The 21,514-nt window shown below is 63.6% G+C and carries 18 protein-coding genes and 1 riboswitch; of the genes, 9 read left to right on the plus strand and 9 right to left on the minus strand.

Annotated elements, in window-relative coordinates:
• Nucleotides 1-23: 23 nt before the first annotated feature.
• Genes BXU06_RS07685 through BXU06_RS07695 form a run of 3 tightly spaced genes read right to left on the minus strand, consistent with a single transcriptional unit; the run spans nucleotide 24 to nucleotide 4,323 of the window.
• Nucleotides 24-1,958 (minus strand): ATP-binding cassette domain-containing protein, encoded by a 1,935-nt coding sequence (locus tag BXU06_RS07685; protein ID WP_077298364.1) that lies wholly within the window; start codon nucleotides 1,956-1,958, stop codon nucleotides 24-26.
• A 7-nt stretch (nucleotides 1,959-1,965) separates the two neighbouring features.
• A complete protein-coding gene (locus BXU06_RS07690) occupies nucleotides 1,966-2,988 on the minus strand; it encodes an HlyD family secretion protein (RefSeq protein WP_077298365.1) in 1,023 nt (340 codons plus the stop codon).
• Nucleotides 2,989-4,323, minus strand: coding sequence for a TolC family protein (locus BXU06_RS07695; protein ID WP_171982154.1), 1,335 nt, complete (start codon nucleotides 4,321-4,323; stop codon nucleotides 2,989-2,991).
• Between the two features lie 710 nt (nucleotides 4,324-5,033).
• Between BXU06_RS07695 and BXU06_RS07700 the strand changes: the two genes are divergently transcribed.
• The gene (locus BXU06_RS07700; RefSeq protein ID WP_077298369.1) at nucleotides 5,034-6,332 is read left to right on the plus strand and encodes a calcium-binding protein; all 1,299 of its coding nucleotides are present in this window, start codon (nucleotides 5,034-5,036) and stop codon (nucleotides 6,330-6,332) included.
• Between the two features lie 239 nt (nucleotides 6,333-6,571).
• On the opposite strand, the gene BXU06_RS07705 is transcribed toward BXU06_RS07700, so the two are convergent.
• Nucleotides 6,572-7,708 carry an ISAs1 family transposase gene (locus BXU06_RS07705; RefSeq protein ID WP_077297545.1) on the minus strand — a complete coding sequence of 379 codons (1,137 nt, stop codon included), beginning with the start codon at nucleotides 7,706-7,708 and terminating at the stop codon, nucleotides 6,572-6,574.
• Between the two features lie 214 nt (nucleotides 7,709-7,922).
• A riboswitch (cobalamin riboswitch) is annotated at nucleotides 7,923-8,137 on the plus strand.
• Between the two features lie 146 nt (nucleotides 8,138-8,283).
• Here BXU06_RS07705 and BXU06_RS07710 point away from each other — a divergent pair.
• From BXU06_RS07710 to cobD, 7 genes are read left to right on the plus strand one after another with little or no spacing between them, the layout of a single operon-like run.
• A complete protein-coding gene (locus BXU06_RS07710) occupies nucleotides 8,284-10,128 on the plus strand; it encodes a TonB-dependent receptor domain-containing protein (protein WP_171982155.1) in 1,845 nt (614 codons plus the stop codon).
• Nucleotides 10,125-11,162, plus strand: a complete 1,038-nt coding sequence (locus BXU06_RS07715) for an iron ABC transporter permease (RefSeq protein ID WP_253189550.1) — start codon at nucleotides 10,125-10,127, stop codon at nucleotides 11,160-11,162. Before BXU06_RS07710 ends, BXU06_RS07715 begins: the two co-directional genes overlap by 4 nt.
• The gene (locus BXU06_RS07720) at nucleotides 11,159-11,932 is read left to right on the plus strand and encodes an ABC transporter ATP-binding protein (protein ID WP_077298373.1); all 774 of its coding nucleotides are present in this window, start codon (nucleotides 11,159-11,161) and stop codon (nucleotides 11,930-11,932) included. Before BXU06_RS07715 ends, BXU06_RS07720 begins: the two co-directional genes overlap by 4 nt.
• Before the next feature lie 27 nt (nucleotides 11,933-11,959).
• Entirely contained in the window at nucleotides 11,960-12,589 is a 630-nt protein-coding gene (cobO, locus tag BXU06_RS07725; RefSeq protein ID WP_077298375.1) for a cob(I)yrinic acid a,c-diamide adenosyltransferase, read from the plus strand.
• Nucleotides 12,583-13,872 (plus strand): cobyrinate a,c-diamide synthase, encoded by a 1,290-nt coding sequence (locus tag BXU06_RS07730; protein ID WP_077298377.1) that lies wholly within the window; start codon nucleotides 12,583-12,585, stop codon nucleotides 13,870-13,872. Before cobO ends, BXU06_RS07730 begins: the two co-directional genes overlap by 7 nt.
• The gene (gene cbiB, locus BXU06_RS07735) at nucleotides 13,866-14,828 is read left to right on the plus strand and encodes an adenosylcobinamide-phosphate synthase CbiB (RefSeq protein ID WP_077298379.1); all 963 of its coding nucleotides are present in this window, start codon (nucleotides 13,866-13,868) and stop codon (nucleotides 14,826-14,828) included. The genes BXU06_RS07730 and cbiB overlap by 7 nt, the downstream gene beginning before the upstream one ends.
• The gene (gene cobD / locus BXU06_RS07740; protein WP_077298381.1) at nucleotides 14,819-15,856 is read left to right on the plus strand and encodes a threonine-phosphate decarboxylase CobD; all 1,038 of its coding nucleotides are present in this window, start codon (nucleotides 14,819-14,821) and stop codon (nucleotides 15,854-15,856) included. Before cbiB ends, cobD begins: the two co-directional genes overlap by 10 nt.
• Before the next feature lie 24 nt (nucleotides 15,857-15,880).
• Here the strand turns inward: cobD and BXU06_RS07745 are convergent, their stop codons facing one another.
• The 3 genes from BXU06_RS07745 to BXU06_RS07755 all read right to left on the minus strand — a co-directional run bounded on the left by BXU06_RS07745 (nucleotide 15,881) and on the right by BXU06_RS07755 (nucleotide 18,839).
• Nucleotides 15,881-16,195: a metal-sensitive transcriptional regulator gene (locus tag BXU06_RS07745; protein ID WP_305764635.1), complete on the minus strand. Its 315-nt coding sequence runs from the start codon at nucleotides 16,193-16,195 to the stop codon at nucleotides 15,881-15,883.
• The gene (locus tag BXU06_RS07750) at nucleotides 16,188-16,397 is read right to left on the minus strand and encodes a heavy-metal-associated domain-containing protein (protein WP_077298385.1); all 210 of its coding nucleotides are present in this window, start codon (nucleotides 16,395-16,397) and stop codon (nucleotides 16,188-16,190) included. The genes BXU06_RS07745 and BXU06_RS07750 overlap by 8 nt, the downstream gene beginning before the upstream one ends.
• Before the next feature lie 87 nt (nucleotides 16,398-16,484).
• The gene (locus tag BXU06_RS07755; protein WP_077298387.1) at nucleotides 16,485-18,839 is read right to left on the minus strand and encodes a heavy metal translocating P-type ATPase; all 2,355 of its coding nucleotides are present in this window, start codon (nucleotides 18,837-18,839) and stop codon (nucleotides 16,485-16,487) included.
• Nucleotides 18,840-19,424: 585 nt separating this feature from the next.
• On the opposite strand from BXU06_RS07755, the gene BXU06_RS07760 reads away from it, so the two are divergent.
• Nucleotides 19,425-20,441, plus strand: a complete 1,017-nt coding sequence (locus BXU06_RS07760; RefSeq protein WP_077298389.1) for an IS481 family transposase — start codon at nucleotides 19,425-19,427, stop codon at nucleotides 20,439-20,441.
• Between the two features lie 162 nt (nucleotides 20,442-20,603).
• Here the strand turns inward: BXU06_RS07760 and BXU06_RS07765 are convergent, their stop codons facing one another.
• Both BXU06_RS07765 and BXU06_RS17355 read right to left on the minus strand, forming a co-directional pair.
• Nucleotides 20,604-20,906: a hypothetical protein gene (locus tag BXU06_RS07765; RefSeq protein ID WP_077298391.1), complete on the minus strand. Its 303-nt coding sequence runs from the start codon at nucleotides 20,904-20,906 to the stop codon at nucleotides 20,604-20,606.
• Nucleotides 20,903-21,514 carry a nucleotidyltransferase domain-containing protein gene (locus BXU06_RS17355; RefSeq protein ID WP_150125149.1) on the minus strand — a complete coding sequence of 204 codons (612 nt, stop codon included), beginning with the start codon at nucleotides 21,512-21,514 and terminating at the stop codon, nucleotides 20,903-20,905. The genes BXU06_RS07765 and BXU06_RS17355 overlap by 4 nt, the downstream gene beginning before the upstream one ends.

Below are 21,514 nucleotides of genomic sequence, written 5' to 3' on the forward strand. Positions count from 1 at the left end.
GCCAGTCAGGTCAGTGGGGCGCATCAGCGCCCCGCTGTGCTTTCCAGCGCCGTCACCCGCTCGACAAACACATCTTCCATGCTCACCGGGTGGCGGCGGCACTGCGCGTCCGCCACCTGGGCGCGCACCACGCTGCCAGGGTCGGCCAGTGGGCTGAGCAGGTGCAGCCGATTACCGTAGGCCGATACGTCCAGCCCCTGCGCCCGCAGCCGCAGCAGCGCGCTGGCCGGGTCGGCGCAGCGGATTTCCCACAGTTGGCCTTTTTGTGCCACCAGCGCCTGCTTCATCTGCGCCGGGCTGGCATCGGCCACCACCCGGCCAGCAAACATCAGCGCCAGATGGTCGCAGTGCTCGGCCTCGCTCATGGCATGAGTGGTCACCAGCAGCGCCACGCCATCGCGGCGTGCCAGGGTGAATAAAATATCCCAGAACTGGCGGCGGCCCAGTGGATCGACGCCAGAGGTGGGTTCATCCAGAAACAGCACCTGCGGTTCGTGTACCAGCGCGCAGCCCAGCGCCAGCCGCTGGCGCAGGCCCATCGGCAGGCTGGCGGCCAGCGCGTTTTCAAAGCCAGGCAGGCCGGCCATGTCGAGAATCCAGTCCAGCCGGCGCTGGGTGCGGGCGCGGTTCAGGCCGTAAATCCCGGCGTACAGGCGGATGTTTTCCACCACAGTGAGATCCAGGTACAAGGAAAACGCCTGCGACATATAGCCAATGCGCTCCTTGATGGCCTGGCCGGCGCTGCGCATGTCCGCGCCCGCCACCCGGCCCACCCCCGAGGTAGGCGGCAGAATGCCGGTGAGCATCTTGATCACCGTGGTCTTGCCCGCGCCATTGGCACCAAGCAAGCCAAAAATCTCGCCGGGCATCACCTTGAAGCTGACGGCATCGGTGGCGCGAAACTCAGCAAACAGCCGGGTCAGCTGATGGGCTTCAATCGCCGGCTGGTCGTGGTCGCCGCGCCGCTGCTGCGCCGCGCCCAGCCCGCTGCTGTCGGGCAGACGCTGGCCGCGCAGCCGCAGCATGGCAATAAACACGTCTTCCAGCTCGGGCTCGCTGGCTTCCAGCTGCAGCTGGGCCAGATCCAGCGCCGGGCGCAGGCAGTCGGCCACCGCCTGGCAGGCGGCGGCTTCGTCGGGCTGGGTTTGGTCCACATAAACGGTCAGCAGGCTGCCCAGGGCGCTCAGTTGGGGAAACTGCGGGCGCAACGCCGCCATGGCGTCCAGTTGCTGTGGGGTGCTGACGCTGACCAGGCTGCCCGGCGCATGCGCCAGCAGCTCGCCGGGCCGGCCCAGCGCCAGGGTCTGGCCGGCGTGCATCAGCGCCACCCGGTGAAAGCGGCTGGCTTCGTCCATATAGGCGGTGGACACCAGCGCGGTCATCTGTTCTTCGGCCAGCAGCTCGGCCAGAATCGCCCAGAAATCCCGCCGCGATACCGGGTCCACGCCGGTGGTGGGTTCGTCCAGAATCACCAGCGCCGGGGCGTGGATCAGCGTACACACCAGGCCGAGTTTCTGCTTCATCCCGCCCGACAGGTTTTTCATGGGCCGCTGGCGAAACGGGGTCAGCCGGGTCATCGCCAGCAGTTTATCCTTGCGCGCGGCGGCAATGTCGGGCGGCACCAGGCGCAGGCGGGCGAAGAAATCCAGGTTTTCTTCCACCGACAGATCGGCGTACAGGTTTTGCCCCAGCCCCTGCGGCATCAGCCCCAGCCGGGCTTTGACCATTTCGCCGTCGGCCTCGCTGTCCAGCGACTGGCCAAACACTTCCACCCTGCCGGCGTCGAAGGTCAGCACCCCGGCAATCGCCTTCATCAGGCTGGATTTGCCCGCCCCATCCGGGCCAATCAGGCCAAACAGCTCGCCGGGGGCAACATCCAGATCCATGCCATTCAGCGCCACACTGGCACCGTAGCGTTTGACCACGCCACGGACGCGGATCAGCGAAGAAACCGTCATGGCCGGCTTACCAGCGCGGTTTCTGCCAGGCCACGCCGTCTTTCCAGCGGATCACCGCATCGGCAGGCAGGCCAGGGCTGAGCTTGCGCTCGCGGTTGTCCGCCACATTCAGCTTGACCGCGTACACCAGCTTCACCCGTTCGTCCGGGGTTTGCACTTCCTTGGGGGTAAATTCGGCGCGGCTGGCCACGGTGGCCACCTGGGCGGCAAATGCGCTGTCTGGCCAGGCGTCCACATACAGCTGCGCCGGCTGGCCCAGCCGCACCTTGCCAATCAGGTTTTCCGGCACATACACCTTGAGGTAAAGCCGGTCGAGATCAACCAGATCCAGCAGCGGCGTGCCGGCAGCCAGGGTTTCACCGGTCTGTTTCAGCTTGCTGGTCACCACCCCGGCGCTGGGGGCGCGCAGGGTGAGGTCGGTCAGCACCGATTGCGCTTCGGCTTGCGCCGCCTGCGCCTGTGCCAGCTGGGCGCGCAGCGCCTCCAGCCGTTGCGGGCCGAGTTCGGCTTCGCGCACCTGCTGGTCAGCCTGGGTCAGCTGGGTGCTGGCGCTGATGGCAGCCAGGCGCATCTGCTCGGCGCGGCGGCGGTCTACCGAGCCGCGTTCAAGCAGCGCGTCAAAGCGTTCGGCGTCGCGACCGGCCTGCTGGGCGCTGGCGGCGGCGCGTTCACGCCCGGCACGCGCCGAGGCCAGCGCCAGCGGCACTTGCTGTTCGGCCACCCGCAACTGCGCGCTTACCGCCGCCACCGCCGCGCTAGCCTGCGCCAGCTTGGCCTGAATCTGGCTGTCGTCCAGTTCGGCCAGCACCTGGCCGGCCTGCACCGTATCGCCTTCGCGCACCAGCACCTTGGCCAGCCGGCCAGGAAACTTGCTGGCAATCAGCACATGATCGCCTTCAATCCGGCCATTGGCCTGCACCAGACCATCTGGCAGGGCCGGGTGCTGGCTGCGCCAGAACAGATAAGCACCGCCGGCCAGCGCGGCAGCCAGCAGCGCAGCCAGGATGACAGGGCGCGTCAGGGGGGGCATTTATAATTCTCCAGTGGCCCGCTTCAGCCGCAACAGGGCCAGCGCGTGGTCATAACGGGCATTAAACAGATGGCGCGCCGCATCGGCACGGCGGGTTTGCGCGTCCAGCACTTCGGTCTGGATGGCCAGGCCGTTGGCGTAACGGTCGCGCTGGATGGTCAGGTTTTCGTCGGCCAGCGCCAGCGCCGCCTGCGCCACCTCGCGGCGTTCGGCGGCTTCGTCTTGCAACGACCACGCCTGTTCCACCTGCAACGCCACCTGGCTGGCCAGATCGTTGCGCTGGGCGCGCAATGCATCGGCCTTTACCGCCAGCGCGGCGGCGCGCTCGCGGTGGATGCCGGCGTCCAGCAGGTTCCAGCGGATCATTACCCCGGCAGAGTTGACATGCTCGCGGGTCAGGTAGGAGTTTTGCACATAGGTGTGGGCGGCAAACAGCGCCACTTGCGGGCCGTCTTCGGCGCGCAGGCCGCGTGCCTGGGCGTGCAGCGCTTGCGACTGCGCTGCCAGTTCGTCCAGCTCGGGCCGGTGTTGCGCGGCGCTGTCCTGCAGCGCCGGCAGCGGCTCGGCCTGACGCGGCCAGTCTATCTCGTCCAGCGCCACCGGCGTGGACAAGGGGCGCGCCAGCAGGCGGTTATATGCGCTGCGGCTCAGGCTGAGCGCATGGCGCGCCTGAATCTGCCGCTGGCGGGCGTCGGCCAGCATCACCTCCACCGCCAGCACATCACTGCGCGCCACCAGCCCCTGCCGGTAAAACTGGCCCACATCGCGCTGATGCACGCCCAGGCTGGCCACCAGCTGGTCGGCCACCGTCTGCGCGGCGCGGCTGCGCAGCACATTCAGATACGCCTCGGCCACCGCCAGCTTGAGATCTTGCCGCGCCCGGTTTTCAGCCGCTTCGGCAGCGTCCACCCCGGCTTCAGCGGCGCGGATGCCGGCAGAAATCTTGCCGCTGGTAAACACCGGCAGCGTTACCGTGGCATTGGCCGCCCAGCCCCGATCATCCGCCACCGGCTGAGCCAACGAGCCGGGCAGCCGGGCAATGGCCTGCGGCGGCAACAAGCCGGCCAGCCCGCTGGACAGCCCGGACAGGTCGGTTTGCACCTTGGGCATTTCCTGGTGATGCGCCCACACCGCCCCCAGGCTGAGCGTGGGCCAGCGGGTGGCCTTGGCGCTATTCACCAGATGGCGGCTGGATTCGGTATTGGCCTGGCTGGCCTGCCAGGCCGGATTAGCCGCCAGCGCCACCGCCCAGGCCCCTTCCAGCGTCTCCGCCTGAACCGGGCCACCCAGCAGGGCGAGGGGCCATAGCGCGTAAAGCCATCGGGCGTGTGTCATGCCGACTCCCACAGGAAAAACAGCGCCAGATTGATCACACTGGCGCAGGGGCTCAAGCATACGTTTGAAAAATGGGGCTGACAAGCGGGAATGCCAAGGGTATCTCATGGCCGCCACGCTACCAGAATGGGGCTGGGGCGTCGAGCGGGGGGGGGTGATGGGGTGGGGAGGGTTTTGCTGTCCATGCGAGCTAGCCAAGGTCAGGATGTGGTGGGGAGCAGAGGGGCGTGGGTAGGAAGGGTATGGCGTAGTGGCGGCTTGTGATTGAGCGAATGGCATTGATGCGATTGCTTGGTGGGGTGTTGCTTCAGGGCAATCACATCGATGCTTTTATCATGCGATTGACTGGGGTTTACCCACAACCGACAAGCCAGAGACTGTCCACACCCTCTCTACTTGTGATTTTTTTGGACGGAATCATGGACAAAGAAGGCCCGTAGCGGCTGGCAGAGTGTTCATTTCATGAGAATGGCCATCAACTGTTCTGCGAACTTGGGTTGATATCCGTTCATGCGATTGCCCTGGATGTTGCTTGTCATGGGAGATGATATGGTGTTTAATCCGGAATACATACAATCTGTTCTACTCGTCAGTAAGCTGGCCTGGGGCTCAAGGATACGCTGAAAAAAATCGCCATTCCCGCGTCGGGTCGCGATACCTATTGACTGTTGCACTTACTTTTTGAACTCACCACCTATGAAAGCATTCTGATGTCCATCATTGAGCGCGCTGATAGCAAATATTATACCATGGCCCCTGACGCCGATATTTTGTATCTTTACGGGGTGAGTTCGCCAGATGCTAATGGGCGACTTGTGAACTTTTCCTCAGGCATTGGCAACGACAAAAACAATGCCATATACGGCACGGATGGTGCCAAAAGCAATACTCCAGGCGACGGAGGCAACTGGATTGACGCTGGGGCTGGTAACGATACGGTATTTGGTTATGAAGGCAATGACATCATCCATGGCGGTGATGGCAATGACCGCCTGTATGGTGGCGCAGGTGGCGATGTGTTGTATGGAGAAGCCGGTAACGACGTGATTTACGCGGGCAATGTCATTTACAATGGTTATACTGACAATACTGCATGGTATTACTATGGTGATGGCCTGGGGATTTCACCTGGTCTGGCCACAACCCAGATGGGGATTGCTGGGGACAGCATTGATGGTGGTGATGGTGATGACCGCATTTACTCTGATGGTTACGATGTCATCTATGGTGGAGCAGGAAATGACCGAATTTTTCTGCAAAATTCCGTGCATTCTTATGTCTACGGCGACGACGGGAATGATCGTTTCTTTGTAGCCGGTTACGCCTACGATGATTTGCTGGGCTATACTGATGCCGCTATTCATGGCGGTAACGGTGTTGATACCATTGTGGTGACGCGCGGCAATTTTAACTTGTCTCGCGTGGACGCGGATGTTGAACGCGTCGTGGTGCGCACCACGACCGGCTCTTATATTGTTGGCCGTTCAGCAGACGAAACCATGATGGGTGGCACGGGTGACGACACGCTGATTGGCGGTGGTGGTAAAGACCGTCTGGTTGGCAACGATGGTAACGATACATTGCAAATCGGTAATTCTGGCCGAACCAATCTGGTAGGTGGCAATGGCATTGACACGTTTTATTTTACCCAAAACATGTCGGGGAATTGTGCCCAGGGTGCAGACGACATGATTTTGATCCAAGACTTTGAGGGTGGTGTTGATAAAATTCGTTTTGGTTATGACGATACTCAATCCCCCTACAAAACCTCTGTCGGCACCACCCTCACACAGATTGCCAATACCGGCCAATCCTTTAATACACTGTACAATCAGGCCAAATCCGTGCATACCAGCTTGTACGGCACATCCGTGGCTTACTTTGAATACAATGGCAATACTTACGTTGTTCAAGACAAGTCTTCTTCTGCCTCGGTTGCAGAGTTTTCCATCCGCTTGACGGGGGTGCATAACCTGACCATGTCTGATTTTCTGATTGAGCCATTCTAACGATCATGGAGAGTAGCGCCACCCCAGAAGATGAAAGAGACTATCGGGTGGAAGTTGGCGGGTCGAGGTCGTATTAGTACTTTGCGGCTTGACCCAGCCTCTAACGTGACCTGCCAGACTGACTCGCACCCCGGATTGCTTCCATCGAGAGCGCACGCTAAACAGGCCGTTGGCGACTTGTCGCCTTCAGGCTCATTCAGTCCTGGTGCCCGCCTCCTTCCCAGGGCAATCGCATGAATTCACGCCCGCCCAAGTCCGAAAAGCTGCTCACGGTATTCATCCGACGTCGCCGCAATCAGTCGGCGCACCTTGATGCCCCCCTTGCGCGGAATCGGATCCAGCCGAATCAGATTCAGCGTGATGTGCTTGAGCACCGCCAGGTTGTGCGCGGCATGGCCCGTACGGGCACGCATCTGATCATCACCAAACACCACGTCCATGCACCAGTGCAGGCGGTTCTCAACTGACCAATGCGCCCTGATGGCATGCGCCAGGCGTTGTGCATCCGCTGCCAGACTGGTGAGGTAGTAGCGCTGCTCGCGGGTGGTTTTGCCTTTGACCAGACGCTCTGAATCCATCACCACAAAAGCATATAAATCAGGCCATTGCGTTGGTTTGTACAGACAATCCAGTTGGTCGAAGACGTAGCAGCGACGATGTTCAATACGTCCGTGATCCTTCTCTATCTGCTCATGAAAGCTGTGCGGGGTTTGTTCCGCCGGGGCAGATTGGAACTGTGTGAAGAAGTCGCGCATTGAGTCGGCGAGCGTAGGGTGGTTGTCCTTGACCGCCAGAACATAGTCAGCTTTCTTGTCGCGGATGGCCTGGGCAATGTTGGTTTGCGTGCCCATCGCGTCGATGGTCACGATGCAACCTTCCAGCGCCAGGGTATTGAGCAGCGTCGGGATGGCGGTTTTTTCATTGGATTTTTTTGCCGTTGCCGTTTGTCCCATCACCAGCCCGGCCCCGGCGGCAAAGGCGCTGACCAGATGCAGTGCGGTGGCGTCCACCTTGCCGGAGCGTCGGCTGGTTTTGCCGTCGATTGCCACCACATCCTGAGCAGCCAGAGCGGGCAGTATGCTGCGAACCCAGCGTTGAAAGGCAGACTCGAATTCTGTTGGATCAATCAGCCCGAACAGCCGCCCAAACGTGTCATGAGAGGGAATGCCGTGTTCCAGCTTGAGATAGCGACGAAACCATGTCAGTTTCTCGTTGGCCCAGGCTTCGATCTCGACGAAGGTGTCGGCACCGGCCAGTACGCCGTTGACGGCGACCACGAGCACTTCGACCAGATCGTGCCGTGTCTTGCGGGTTTGGCGAGGGTCGGTGATGGAGACAAACACATCCGCTAGCTGCAACTTGCCTTCTGTCTCCATGAGTCGCTCCCAAAAAGCGGGACGCTACACAAATCAGGGGCAGGTGAACAGTCTGGGGCGTCATGGCTTGTAGGCGTTAGGGCAATGGCATTCATGCGATTGCCCTGACCCGGTCGATGCTTCGGGATGAACTGACGCCACTCTGTGCTACACTCCCCCGCCTTGCTGGTGCCTGCGCGCAATTTGATGATCGCGCAGGGCCAGCCCATCCGCCTGCTGCGGCCCACTTCCGGGCCGCGCGGCGATGGGCTGAAACGGGAAACAGCGTCGCGCCTTGCGCGGCCACTGTGCTGCCCCCGCAACGGTAAGCGCTTGCCCGGCCACTTGGCCAGGGCTAGCCGGATTGACGCCACTGCACGCCTTGCGTGTGGGAAGGGAATCCGGAGACGAGCGCCAGCCCGGATACCGGCCAGCAAGGGCGGTGAAGTTGCCGCATGCGTGAGGCACTGCGGTGGGCGGTGGCCGGAAGCGCCACTGGCGTCCTGCCGTGGCGCGTCCTGCCCTGGCCGACGGCGGGCCTTGTCCGTGAGTCCGGACATGCGGGGTCGCATGTCCCAGCAAGAGCAGGTTTTTTTATGGTTTTAATGTTTCCTGGCCAGCCATCGCGTCTGGCCGCACTCTGTCTGAGCGCCTGGTGCGCCTCATCGCTTTCCCTGGCCCAATCCCTGCCTGAAATCACGGTGACCGGTGCGCGCAGCGCACAGGCGCGCGCCGAAACGCTGGCGGATATCACCGTGATCGACCGCGACACACTCAGCCGCGCCGGGCAGGATGCCCTGCCGCAGCTGCTGGCGCGTGAGCACGGCGTGGAAATCGCCGGTAACGGCGGTATCCACAACAGCACCGGGGTGTTTATTCGTGGGGCCAACAGCAATCAGACGCTAGTGCTGATCGACGGCCAGCGCATTGGCTCGGCCACCAGCGGCGGGGCCAGCCTGGACGCCATTCCGCTGGGCAGCATCGAGCGGGTGGAAATCTTGCGCGGGCCAGCCAGCAGCCTGTACGGGGCAGATGCCATTGGCGGGGTCATCAATGTGGTCACCCGCCAGGGCGAGGCCGGGCCGGCGCGCTTGACGGCCACCATCGGCGCGGGCAGTGACGAAACCGTGCGCACCCAGCTGGGGGTGAGTGGCGGCCAGGAGGGCTGGCAGTACGCATTCAGCGGCAACTATGGCCGCAGCCGGGGCTTCAGCGTCATCGCCAATCGCGGCAGCAGCCAGTTTAACCCCGACCGTGACGGCTACGCCGAACGCGGGGCCTCGGCTCGGGTGGGCTATCAGTGGCAGCCGGGGCAGTCACTGCAGGCCAGCTATCTGAGCAGCCGGGTGAATAGCGAATACGACGGCAGCAAAACCGGCTACGACCGCACCCGCCAGCGTGTCTCGGCGCTCAACCTCGCCAGCCTGAACCAGCTCACCCCGTGGTGGCACAGCCGGGTGCGCGTGGGCGAAACGCTGGACGACAGCACCACCTATTCGCTGTATCCGTCGCAAATCCGCACCCAGCAGCGGCAGTACAGCTGGCAAAACGACCTGACCCTGGCCGCGCAGCAGCAGCTGAGCGTGGCGCTGGAGCGGCTGGAAGAAACCGTCAGCAGCTCGGGCTTCAGTGGCCAGGCCCCTACCGAACGCAATACCGATTCGCTGACCGCCGTGTATCGCGGCCAGTTTGCCGCCCATCACCTGCAGGCCAATCTGCGCCACGACCACAGCAGCGCCTATGGCGACAAGACGACCGGCGGGCTGACCTACGGCTACGACCTGAACCCGCACTGGCGTGCCAGCCTGAGCGCCAGCACCGGGTTTCGCGCACCCACCTTCAACGAGCTGTACTATCCCGGCTACGGCCAGACGCAGATTCGTCCGGAAACCTCGCGCAATCTGGAGGCCAGCCTGCGCTATCAGGAGGGCGGCAGCCAGGCCGGGCTGACCGTTTACCGCAACCGCGTGCATGATCTGATCGTGTCGCAAAACCCGTGCAGCACGCCCGGCTACCGGTATTCCTGCGCCAACAACGTCAGCCGCGCCGTGCTGGAAGGCGTCAGCCTGGGCCTGGGCCAGCAGTGGGCCGACACCCGCGTGCGCGCCGACCTGGACTGGCAAAACCCGCACGACGCCAACACCGGCAAGCGCCTGGCACGTCGCGCCAGCCGGCTGGCCAAGTTCAGCGTCAGCCAGCAATGGGCCGGCTGGGATCTGGGCGCGGAATGGCAGCTGAGCAACCGCCGCTACGACAATGTCACCAACACCAACCCGCTGGGCGGCTACGGCCTGGTCAACCTCACCGCCAGCCATGCGCTTAACCGCGACTGGCAGCTGCAGGCGCGCTGGAACAATATTGGCAATAAACAGTACGAACAGGCCAAAGACTACGCCACCGCCGGCAGCAGCGTGTTTGTCAGCCTGGTGTACCAGCCGTGACACTGAGCCGACCCCGCCTGCCCGCTGCCGGCAGCCCGGCGCATGCGCTGTGGCTGCTGGGCGGCTTGCTGCTGGCCTCGCTGGCGGCACTGCTGCTGGCCTGCCGGCTGGGGTCGGTGCCGCTTTCCAGCGCCGAGCTGTGGGAGGCGCTGGGGGGCTGGCTGCACGGCCAGCCTGACTCACTGGCCGGCACCCTGCTGGGTTTGCGCCTGGAGCGGGCGCTGGCCGCCTGGCTGACCGGCGCGGCGCTGGCGCTGGCCGGCGTGCTGATGCAGGCGCTGCTGCGCAACCCGCTGGCCGACCCGTATATTCTGGGCGTTTCCAGCGGCGCAGCCGTGGGCGCGCTGCTGACCCTGCTGCTGGGTGGCGCGCTGTGGATGGTAGACCTGGCCGCGCTGGCCGGGGCGGCGCTGGTGTCGGCGGTATTGCTGGGCCTGGCCCGGCAGGATTTGCGCGGGGGGCCACTCGGGGCCACCCTGCTGTTGTTGACCGGCGTGATGGTCTCCGCCGGCTGTAATGCCTTGATCAGCCTGATGCTGGCGATTGCCCCGGACAGCCGCTTGCGGCCCATGGTGTTCTGGCTGATTGGCGATTTATCAGGCAGTAGCTGGCGCGGCGCTGGCGTGGCGGTGCTGGCACTGGCCTTGCTGCTGTGCGCGCGCCAGGCACGCGCCTGCAATGTGCTGGCCTTGTACGGTGACGCCGCCAGCACGCTGGGCGTGCCGGTGGCGCGGCTGCGCACGCTGCTGTTTACCGCAGCGGCAGCGCTGACCGCCAGCGCCGTGGCTACCGCCGGCAGTATTGGCTTTGTCGGGCTGATTGTGCCGCACGCCTGCCGCTTTGCCCTGGGGCCGGACCACCGCGTACTGATGCCCGCCGCCGCCCTGAGCGGCGGCCTGCTGCTGGTGCTGGCCGACACCGCCGCCCGCACCTTGCTGGCTCCGATGCAACTGCCGGTGGGGGTGATTACCGCGCTGATTGGCGTGCCGGCATTTTTGCTGCAGCTGCGCCATGTGCGCCGGGGGCAGTCATGACGCCGCGCCACGCCACCGGCCTGGCCTGCCAGGGCCTGCACCTGGAACTGGGCGGGCGCTGCCTGCTGGCCGCGCTGGACTGGCAGGCCCACCCCGGCGAATGCTGGGTGGTGATTGGCCGCAATGGCGCGGGTAAAAGCACACTGCTGCGCACCCTGGCCGGCTTGCACACCGCCAACGCCGGCCAGGTGCAGCTGGGCGGTGCGCCACTGGCCACGCTGGCGCTGGCCGAACGCGCCCGCCGTCAGGCCTATCTGCCGCAAAGCCAGCGCGATGCTTTTTCCTGCAGCGTGCGCAGCGCCATCCTGATGGCCCGCCATCCGCACCGGCAGGGCTACTGGGACAGCGCCGACGACCACGCCCACGCCAGCGCCGCACTGGCGGCGCTGGATATCGCCCACCTGGCCGAGCGCGACATCCGCACCCTGTCTGGCGGCGAGCGCCAGCGGGTGGCAATGGCCGCGCTGCTGGCGCAAGACACCCCGGTGCTGCTGCTGGACGAACCTGCCGCCGCGCTGGACATTGCCCACCAGGCGCAGCTGATGGCGCTGCTGGCGCAACGCTGCCGCGACCATGGCCACACCGTGGTGCTGGTCAGCCACGAGCTCAACCTGACGCTGAACCACGCCAGCCACGCCCTGTTGCTGCTGGAACATGGCCAGTGGCAGGCCAGCCCGGTGGCCGAGCTGGCCGCCGATGCGCTTAGCGCCTGCCTGGGCCATCCCCTGAGCGCGGTCAGCCACGCTGGCCGCCGCTATTTTTTACCCTGATTTGCCCACCTTGCCGGAGAGCTGCCAATGCCCGCCCCCCTGACCCCTGCTGAAGAAGCCGCCCGCAATGCCCGCCACCATGACCGCATGGCGCGCAAAAAAGCCCTGATGGACGCCCGGATTGCCCAGGCGCAAGGCCAGGCCGGGCTGCTGCTGGTGAACTGCGGCAACGGCAAGGGCAAAAGTTCCAGCGCGTTTGGCATGGTGGCGCGCGCGCTGGGGCATGGCATGAAAGTGGGCATTGTCCAGTTTATCAAGGGGGCCTTGCCCACCGGCGAAGAACAGTTTTTTCGGCGCTTTCCCGATGAAGTGCAGTTTTACGTGATGGGCGAAGGCTACACCTGGAACACCCAGGACCGCGCCCGTGATATCGCCTGCGCCGAACAGGCCTGGGCGCAGGCGCAGCTGCTGCTGGCCGACCCGGCCATTGGCCTGGTGGTGCTGGACGAACTGAACATTGCCCTGAAATACCGCTATCTTGACCTTGAGCAGGTGCTGGACGACCTCAGCCAGCGCCCGGCCATGCAGCATGTGATTGTCACCGGGCGCGGCGCGCCGGAAGCGCTGATTCTGGAAGCCGACACGGTCACCGACATGCATCTGGTCAAACACGCATTTGCCAGCGGCATTGGCGCGCAGGCGGGCATCGAATGGTAAACCCGGTACGCGTACTGCTGGTGGCTGCCTGCGCCTCCGGCCAGGGCAAAACCACCGTGACCGCCGCGCTGGCCCGCCGGCTGACGCGCAGCGGCCAACGGGTGCGGGTGTTCAAGACCGGGCCGGATTTTCTGGATCCGCTGACCCTGGCGCGCGCCAGCGGCGCGGCAGTGGACACGCTCGACCTGTGGATGGTGGGTGAAGACGAATGCCGCCGCCGGCTGGCGAAAGCCGCTGAACAGGCCGAGGTAATCCTGATTGAAGCGGTGATGGGTCTGTACGACGGCGCGCCGTCATCTGCCGACCTGGCCCGGCGCTTTGGCCTGCCCGTGCTGGCGGTACTCGACGCCAGAGCCATGGCGCAAACCGCCGGTGCGGTGGCGCTGGGCCTGCGCGACTACGGCCCGGTGCAGTTGGCCGGGGTGCTGGCCAACCGGGTGGGCAGCGCCAGCCACGCCGCCATGGTGGCCGAATCCTTGCGCGACATTCCCTTGCTCGGGCATTTGCCAGCGCAGGCGGCATCGCTGCCCGAGCGCCACCTGGGCCTGGTCAGCCCGGACGAACTGGCCGACTTTGACGCCCGGCTGGATGCGCTGGCCGACAGCCTGGTGCTGGACGACGCCGCGCTGGCGGCGCTGCCGCTGGTGCAGTTTGCCCCTCCCGCCCCGCAACCCCAGCCACGCTGGCTGGCCGGCTGCCGGGTGGCGGTGGCCCGCGATGCAGCGTTTGCGTTTATTTACCCGGCCAATCTGGACTGCCTGCGCGCGCTGGGCGCAGAGGTGCTGGAATTCTCCCCGCTGGCCAACCAGCCGCTGCCGGCGCAAGCCAACGCGCTCTACCTGCCCGGCGGCTACCCGGAACTGCACGCTGCCACCCTCAGCCAGGCGCAGTGCTGGCAAGCCAGCGTGCGTGCCGCCCACGCCGCCGGCCTGCCAATCTGGGCCGAGTGCGGCGGCATGATGGCGCTGGCCGACGCAATTGAAACCGCTGATGGCCAGCAATGGAGCATGGCCGGGCTGCTGCCAGGCATTGCCCGCATGCAAACGCGGCTGGCCGGCTTGGGCAGCCAGGCCTGGGGCACACTGCGCGGGCATACATTTCATTACTCGCAGCTGGCGCTGGCCCCGCAAGCCTGCGCCCACACCGTGGCCTTGCGCAGCGGCCAGCCTGGTGAGGCGGTGTATCGGGTGGGCAGCCTGCAGGCCAGTTATTTTCATGCTTATTTTCCATCCTGCCCGCGCAGCGCCGCCGCGCTGTTTTGCCAGGAGCCGCCAGCATGCTGAGCGGCCTGCCTGGCTGGCTGCTAGCACTGGCCCTGCTGGCCGGGGTGGCACTGGATGCGTGGTGGGGCGAGCCGCGCCGCTGGCATCCGCTGGTGGGCTTTGGCCGGCTGGCTCAGGCGCTGGAAGCGCGGATAAACCGGGGACGGGCCGGCGTGCGGCGCGGGGCATTGGGCTGGGCACTGCTGGTGCTGCCGCCCGTGGCAGTGCTGGCGCTGGGCCTGGCCGCACTGCAAGACAATGGCGGACTGGCGCTCGCCCTGGCCGTTGCCGTGCATGCGCTGACGCTGTATGCAGCGCTGGGCTTGCGCAGCCTGGGCGAGCACACCTTGTCGATTGCCCAGGCACTGGACGCCGGCCAGCTGACCCTGGCCCGCCAGCGCACCCGCTGGATTGTCAGCCGCGATACCGACCAGGCCAGCCCGGACGAACTGGCCAAGGCGGCGGTGGAATCCCTGCTGGAAAACGGCAATGACGCGGTGTTTGCCACCTTGTTCTGGTTTGCTGTGGCCGGTGGCCCCGGCGCGCTGCTGTTTCGCCTGGCCAACACCCTGGACGCGATGTGGGGCTATCGCTCGGCGCGGTTCAACCGGTTTGGCCGCTGCGCTGCCCGGCTGGACGACGCGCTGAACTACCTGCCGGCCCGGCTGACCGCCGGCAGCTACGCGCTGCTGGGCCACACCCGGCTGGCCTGGCGTTGCTGGCGCAGCCAGGCACCGGCCTGGCCCAGCCCGAACGCCGGCCCGGTGATGGCCGCTGGCGCGGGCGCGCTGGGGGTGCAACTGGGCGGGCTGGCCCGCTACGACGGCGTGGACGAATACCGCCCGCCGCTGGGCGACGGCCCAGCAGCACAGCCGGCTGACATTGGCCGCGCCTGGCGGCTGGTATGGTGCAGCTGTGCGCTATGGCTGCTGGTGCTGAGCGGGCTGGCGCTGGGGGTGGAGTGGGCATGCCGCTGAACGCCCTGCTCGACTGGCCAGCGCGCCCGCCGCACGGCGGCAATCTGCACACCGCCATCGCCCGCTTTGGCGGCACGCCGGACGACTGGCTGGATCTCTCCGCCGCGCTCAACCCGCAGCCCTACCCCACGCCCACGCTCGACCCAGCCCTGTGGCAGCATCTGCCGCCGCCCTGCCCGGCGCTGCTGGACGCCGCCCGCGCCTACTACCGCGCGCCGCACCTGCTGGCCGTAGCCGGCAGCCAGGCCGCCATCCACACCTTGCCGCGCCTGCGCCGGCCTGGCCGGGTGGCGCTGGTGTCGCCCAGCTACGCCGAGCACCGCTGGGGCTGGCAGGCCGCCGGCCATCAGCTCAGCGCCTGCCCGCCCGACGCTCACGCCCTGCTGGCCGCTGCCGCGCAGCACGACGTGCTGGTGGTGTGCCAGCCAAACAACCCGACCGGCCACTGCTACCCGCCTGAACTGCTGATTCACTGCGCCCGCCAGCTGGCAGCACACGGCGGCTGGCTGGTGGTGGATGAAGCCTTCATCGACCCCACCCCTGAGCTCAGCGTGGCCGCCGCCGGCACCCACTGGCCGGGCCTGGTGGTGCTGCGTTCGGTAGGCAAGTTTTTTGGTCTGGCCGGCCTGCGTCTGGGCTTTGTACTGGGCCATCCGCAGCTGCTGGCCGCGCTGGACTGTGCGCTGGGCCCCTGGACGGTCAGCGCTGCCGCCCAGCAGATTGGCAGCCTGGCGCTGGCCGACCCCCACTGGCCCGCCCAGGCCCGCCAGCACCTGCATCACGCCAGCGCCCAACTGGCCGCCCTGCTCACCAGGCATGGGCTGGCGGAATCCGGCACGGCGCTGTTTCGCAGCGGCTGGCCGGACGCGGGTGCCATCCCTGCCGCCCAGCTGCATCAGCGGCTGGCCGAACAGCGCATCTGGACCCGCCTGCTGGAAGGCGATCGCCCCGGCGTGCGCTTTGGCCTGCCGGCGGATGCCGTGGGCTGGGCGCGGCTGGCGCGCGCGCTGTCGGCCAGTGTGAGGTGAGCGCATGGTTGGCGGCAAACCGGCTTACACCAGTTTTTTTACCACCCCCATCAGCTCATTGATCGCCGCGTCGCCTTCGCCGCTGCGAATGGCCTGCTGGACACAGCCATGGGCGTGGTGGGTGAGCAGTTGCATGGCCACGCCGTTGAGCGCAGCGCGCACGGCGGCCAGCTGGGTCAGCACATCCACGCAATAGCGGTCGTCTTCCACCATGCGTGCCACGCCGCGCACCTGGCCTTCAATCCGTGCCAGCCGGGCAAGCAGGGCGGCTTTGTCGGGCTGGACCACCCGGCGCGGGTCGCCTGCGTCGGGGTCGGGGGGTTGGCAGCACTCAGTCACGGACGTCAAACCCGGCGTCTTCGATGGCCTGCTTGAACGACGCGGCATTTTGCTGGGTTTCGTCAAAGGTGAGGGTGGCGCTGGCGGTTTCCTTGCTGACATCGGCCTGGCTGACGCCGGGCAGGGCGGTCAGCACGCGGGTGATATTGCTGACGCAGCCCATGCAGGTCATGCCATCAATCGAGAGGGTGAGGGTTTGCATGCGGTGTGCTCCTGATACGGGGTTGATAAAGAGAAAAAAAATGGCGTGTTTGGATGCAAGCAGGGGCAATGGCCTGGTCGGGCGGGTTCACCGCGCGGGCCGCCAGCGGCGCAACAACAGGGCATTGCTGACCACCGACACCGAGCTCATCGCCATTGCCGCGCCGGCAATCACCGGGTTCAGCCCGCCCAGCGCCGCCAGCGGAATGCCCAGAATATTGTAAATAAAAGCAAAAAACAGGTTCTGGCGGATTTTGCTCAGGGTGCGGCGCGACAGCTCGATGGCGTCGGCGGCGGCCAGCAAATCGCCGTGCATCAGGGTAATGTCGGCAGTTTCAATCGCCACATGGCTGCCGCCGCCCATGGCCAGGCTGACATCGGCCTGCGCCAGCGCCGGGGCGTCGTTAATGCCGTCGCCGGCCATGCCCACCCGCTCGCCGCGCGCCTGCAGCTCGGCAATGGCGCGCGCCTTGCCGTCCGGACGCACGCTGGCCTGCCAGTGGCGAATGCCCAGCTGGCCGGCCACGCGGGCGGCGGTGGCCGGGTTATCACCGGTCAGCATATGCACCTCAATGCCCAACGCATGCAGGCGGGCAATCGCCGGTGCGGCAGAAGGGCGCAGGGCATCGGCCAGCGCCAGCAACGCCAGCACCTGTTTCTCATCGGCCAGCGCCACCACGGTCTGGCCGGCGTTGGCCAGGCGGGTGACTTCCGCGTGGCCGGCCAGCGCCGGGTCAACCCAGCCTGGCACGCCCAGCCGCAACTGCCGGCCTTCCAGCCGGGCGCTGACGCCCTGGCCCACGCTGACGGCAAACTCGCTCACCGGCTGGTGGCGGGCACCACATGCGCTGGCCGCGCGCAAAATAGCCGCCGCCAGCGGGTGTTCGCTGCCGGCTTCCAGACTGGCAGCCCAGCCCAGCACACTCACCTGATCGTCGCCGGCCAGACAGCACACCTCAGTCACTTGCGGGCGGCCTTCGGTCAGCGTGCCGGTTTTGTCCACCGCCAGCACCGTCAGCCGGCCCGCGTGCTCCAGCGCGGTGGCGTGGCGAAACAGCATGCCATGCCGCGCCCCCAGGCCAATGCCCACCATCACCGCTGCCGGCGTGGCCAGGCCCAGCGCGCACGGGCAGGCAATCACCAGCACGGCCACCGCCTGCATGATGGCACGGGTCCAGTCGCCACTGAGTGCGCCCACCAGCAGCAAGGTCAGCAGGGAAATGGCCAGCACGCCAGGCACAAAATACCCGGAAATCACATCAGCCAGATGCTGGATGGGCGCTTTCGAGCCTTGCGCCTGCCCCACCTGGCGGATAATCGCCGCCAGCTGGGTGTGCCCACCCACGCCGCTGGCGCGCAGGCGCAGCACGCCTTGCAGATTGCGCGTGGCGGCGTACACCGGGCTGTCGGCGGTTTTGCTGACCGGCGCGCTTTCGCCGGTCAGCAGGCTTTCGTCCACGCTGCCCTGGCCATCAATCACCACGCCATCCACCGGCACGCTTTCACCTTCGCGCACCCACACCACATCGCCCACCTGCACCTGCGCCGCCGGCACGTCCACCACTGCGCCATCGCGTTCGATGCGCGCCGTGCCTGGGGCCAGACGCAGCAGCGCTTCCATGGCACCTGCCGTTTTGCGCCGGGCGCGCTGTTCCAGCCATTTGCCCAGCAGCACCAGGGTGATTACCGACACGCTGGCTTCAAAATACACATGGCCGTGATGCGGTGCCGTCAGCACCGTCCACACGCTAAGCAGGTAGGCCATGCTGGTGCCCAGCGCCACCAGCACGTCCATATTGGCCCCGCCACCGCGCAGGCTGTGCCAGGCACCGCGATAAAACCGCCAGCCCACCAGAAACTGCACCGGCGTGGCCAAGGCCCACTGCCACAGCGGCGGAATCAGGCCATGCCGACCGCCCAGCATGGCCAGCATTTCCAGCGCAAACGGCAGGCTGAACAGGGCAGACAGCAGCAGCCAGCGCCCACTGCCATCGCTGGCCGGCACGCGGCTGGGCGCATCATCGGCGGCCCACTGAGCGTGATAACCCGCTCGGCTGACCGCCTCCAGCAAGGCGGCAGGCTCCAGCACGCCAGCCGGGTAGCGCACCTGGGCGCTGGCGCTGGCAAAGTTGACTTGCGCCTCTACTCCCGGCAGGCGATTGAGCACTTTTTCAATCCGCTGGGCGCAGGCCGCGCAGCTCATGCCGTCGATATTCAGTGAGTGTTCCACCTGCGGCACAGCAAACCCGGCACGCTGAACCGCCGCCACCGCTGCCTGAGCATCCGGCGCAGACTCGCCAGTGGCGGTGAGCTGGGCGCTGCTGGTGGCAAAGTTGACCTCGGCGCGCACGCCTGGCAGGCGGTTCAGCACTTTTTCCAGACGGGTGGCGCAGGCCGCGCAGGTCATGCCGGTAACCGGCAGATGCAGAATGGGGTGGGACATGGTGAGCAGGCTTTCTTATACCCTATGGGGGTATGTTAGCAAGCGAGTGCGCAGGCAGGCAAGGGGGGCTGGCCATGGGGGTGGTTGGGGGATCTGGGGATACGCTGAACAAATCGTCATTTCGGTGAGCCGGTGGGCTTCTTCCTGGTCGGTGTAGTCTCTACGCCATACCTGCTCCATCTTCAGATTCAGGAAGAAGTACTCCATCGGGGCGTTGTGCCGGGCTGCGCCCTCTCGCCTACGGCTCGCAAAACTGCGCTACGCTGGTTTTCCCAGCAGTTTCTTTTAAGGATACGCTGAAAAAGCTGAAAAAATCGTCATTCCCGCGAAGGCGGGAATCCAGGACTTTGATTTTACTGGATTTTGCTTTTGGCAAAAACGGTTTTTCTGAATAAATCAGCGCGTCCTTAAAGATTGGGCCACTACAAAACCTGAATTTTTCAAGAAACGCATTTATAGCTGGGCGAGACTTGACAGTATATGTTGCATCCCGTGTGATCATATTCCAATTCGTAGCAGGCCACTCTTCTGGGCAAGAGACATGATGCGTGGTCTAATTGAGACCTTGAAAGCGGAGCAATCAACATGAGTGAAGTCCACGCCCAGGCTCGAACCACCCCTCGTACGCGAGCGGAGATCAAGAATTCAGCCGCATCGTTGCTTGAGTTGGCAAAACGCTACAACATCAGCGTGGCAACCGCACGCAAGTGGAAACAGCGCGACAGCCCGGAGGATTTATCCCATCGCCCGCACAAGCTCTGCACCACGCTGACTCCGGCACAAGAGGCGATTGCCGTGGCCTTGCGAAGCCTGACGCTACTGGGATTGGATGACCTGGTCGCTGTGGTGCGCGAATTCATCAATCCAGACGTCTCTCGCTCTGGGCTGGATCGCTGTCTGCGCCGCCATGGCGTGGCCAATTTGCGTCAACTGCAAGCCCAGGCGCTGGCTGATGCCGGCCAGGTTGAGCCACAGGTCAAAACCTTCAAGGATTACGAACCTGGCTTCCTGCACATGGATATCAAGTACTTGCCGCGGATGCCTGACGAGAAAGAGCGACGTTACCTGTTTGTAGCCATCGACCGCGCCACACGCTGGGTGTTCATGCATATCTATGCCGACCAAAGTGAGCAAAGCAGCGTGGACTTTTTAAACCGGCTGGAACGCGCGGCACCGATGAAGATCGTCAAATTGCTCACTGACAACGGCAGTCAGTTCACCGACCGCTTCACCAGCAAAAAGCGTGAGCCAACCGGACGCCACGCCTTTGATGTCCGTTGCATGACGCTGAATATTGAGCACCGCCTGTGCCCGCCGCGCCACCCGCAGACAAACGGGATGGTTGAGCGCTTCAATGGCCGAATCAGTGAGGTGGTGAACCAGACCCGATTTGCTTCAGCGGCTGAGTTGGAGACAACGCTTAAGCGCTATGTGAACACTTACAACCAGCAGATTCCGCAGCGTGCGCTCAACCATCTTTCGCCCATTCAGGCGCTGAAAGAATGGCAGAAGAAAAAACCTGAATTGTTCAAGAAGCGCATTTATAACCAGGCGGGACTTGACAAGTATAGTGGTGATTATCAGAGAGTTCAGCAAGCATGATGATTTTGTCTATCATCAAAGAGACCGAGCAGGTGGCGTTTTTGGATTCTGCGCTGTGCCGATTAATCATAAATTTTATATTGGTGTTATTTTGTCCCCATGGTGTGGGTTTCTTGTTGGGTTGAACTCTTCTTTATAATAAAAATGGCTAATGCAGGGCATTCAATTTTTTCGAATATGATTTACAATATCAGACACTTCTTTTGTTAAAAGAGAGATTTCTGTAGATAGGATAGAGTACTCTTCCGTTACTTGTTCCTGGCTTTTGTTTGCAAGAAAAAATAATTTTTCAGCTGATTTTTTTACTAAAACAAAGAGCTTTCCTTTTTCATCTATATTGTTAACTTTTACCCATCTTTCTATAGCCCCCTTGGATAACCCGCAGAGATCTTCTTGCCAAGGGAGTTTATTTACCAGTTTTAATATGTTGCGCTGGGCTTCAATGCGGTTATTGAATTCACTCATTTTTGCTTCCTTAAATCATGCATCCACGCAGCTATATTTTTTGTGGCCTTCAAAACCCTGGCAACCTCAAAATTTTCGATAACCTCACCATATCCACGCGTTGATAATAGTCTTGCTCTAACTAGTATTGAGAATATGGAAGGGTCAATGTCGAGCGGTGGATTTACCAGCATTGGAGAATTTCTAGAAAAAACCGGCTGTCCTTTTTGTAAAGAGTGGCAAGTTGCAAAATTCCTAATCGCTAAAAACATACATGAAATGTTAAACACATAATTTTTCTCACTAGCCCCTAATTCATTTGAAGATGTCTCGAATAATCTATTGAATTTTTGACAGTCAGCATCTCCTGACACATATTCATTTGGACTGCCGAGGCTTTTCAGGAAATTTGTTCCGTCAGATGAAAAAACTAATTTTGATTCTAAATGAAGATGCCAAGCAAAAGCACTTCCGTCCTGCCAGAGTTTCTTAAGCTTATCATAGGTGTAAATTGAATACACGTTTGGGTCAAACTGACCTTCTCTACAGGGGACGCAAGCTAATAAATCAACATCTGAACCGAGGTCTACCTCTCCTCGACATACAGAACCAAATATATAAATATGCAT

Origin of the sequence: Aquaspirillum sp. LM1 (genome assembly GCF_002002905.1) — a bacterium.
Lineage (GTDB): Bacteria > Pseudomonadota > Gammaproteobacteria > Burkholderiales > Aquaspirillaceae > Rivihabitans.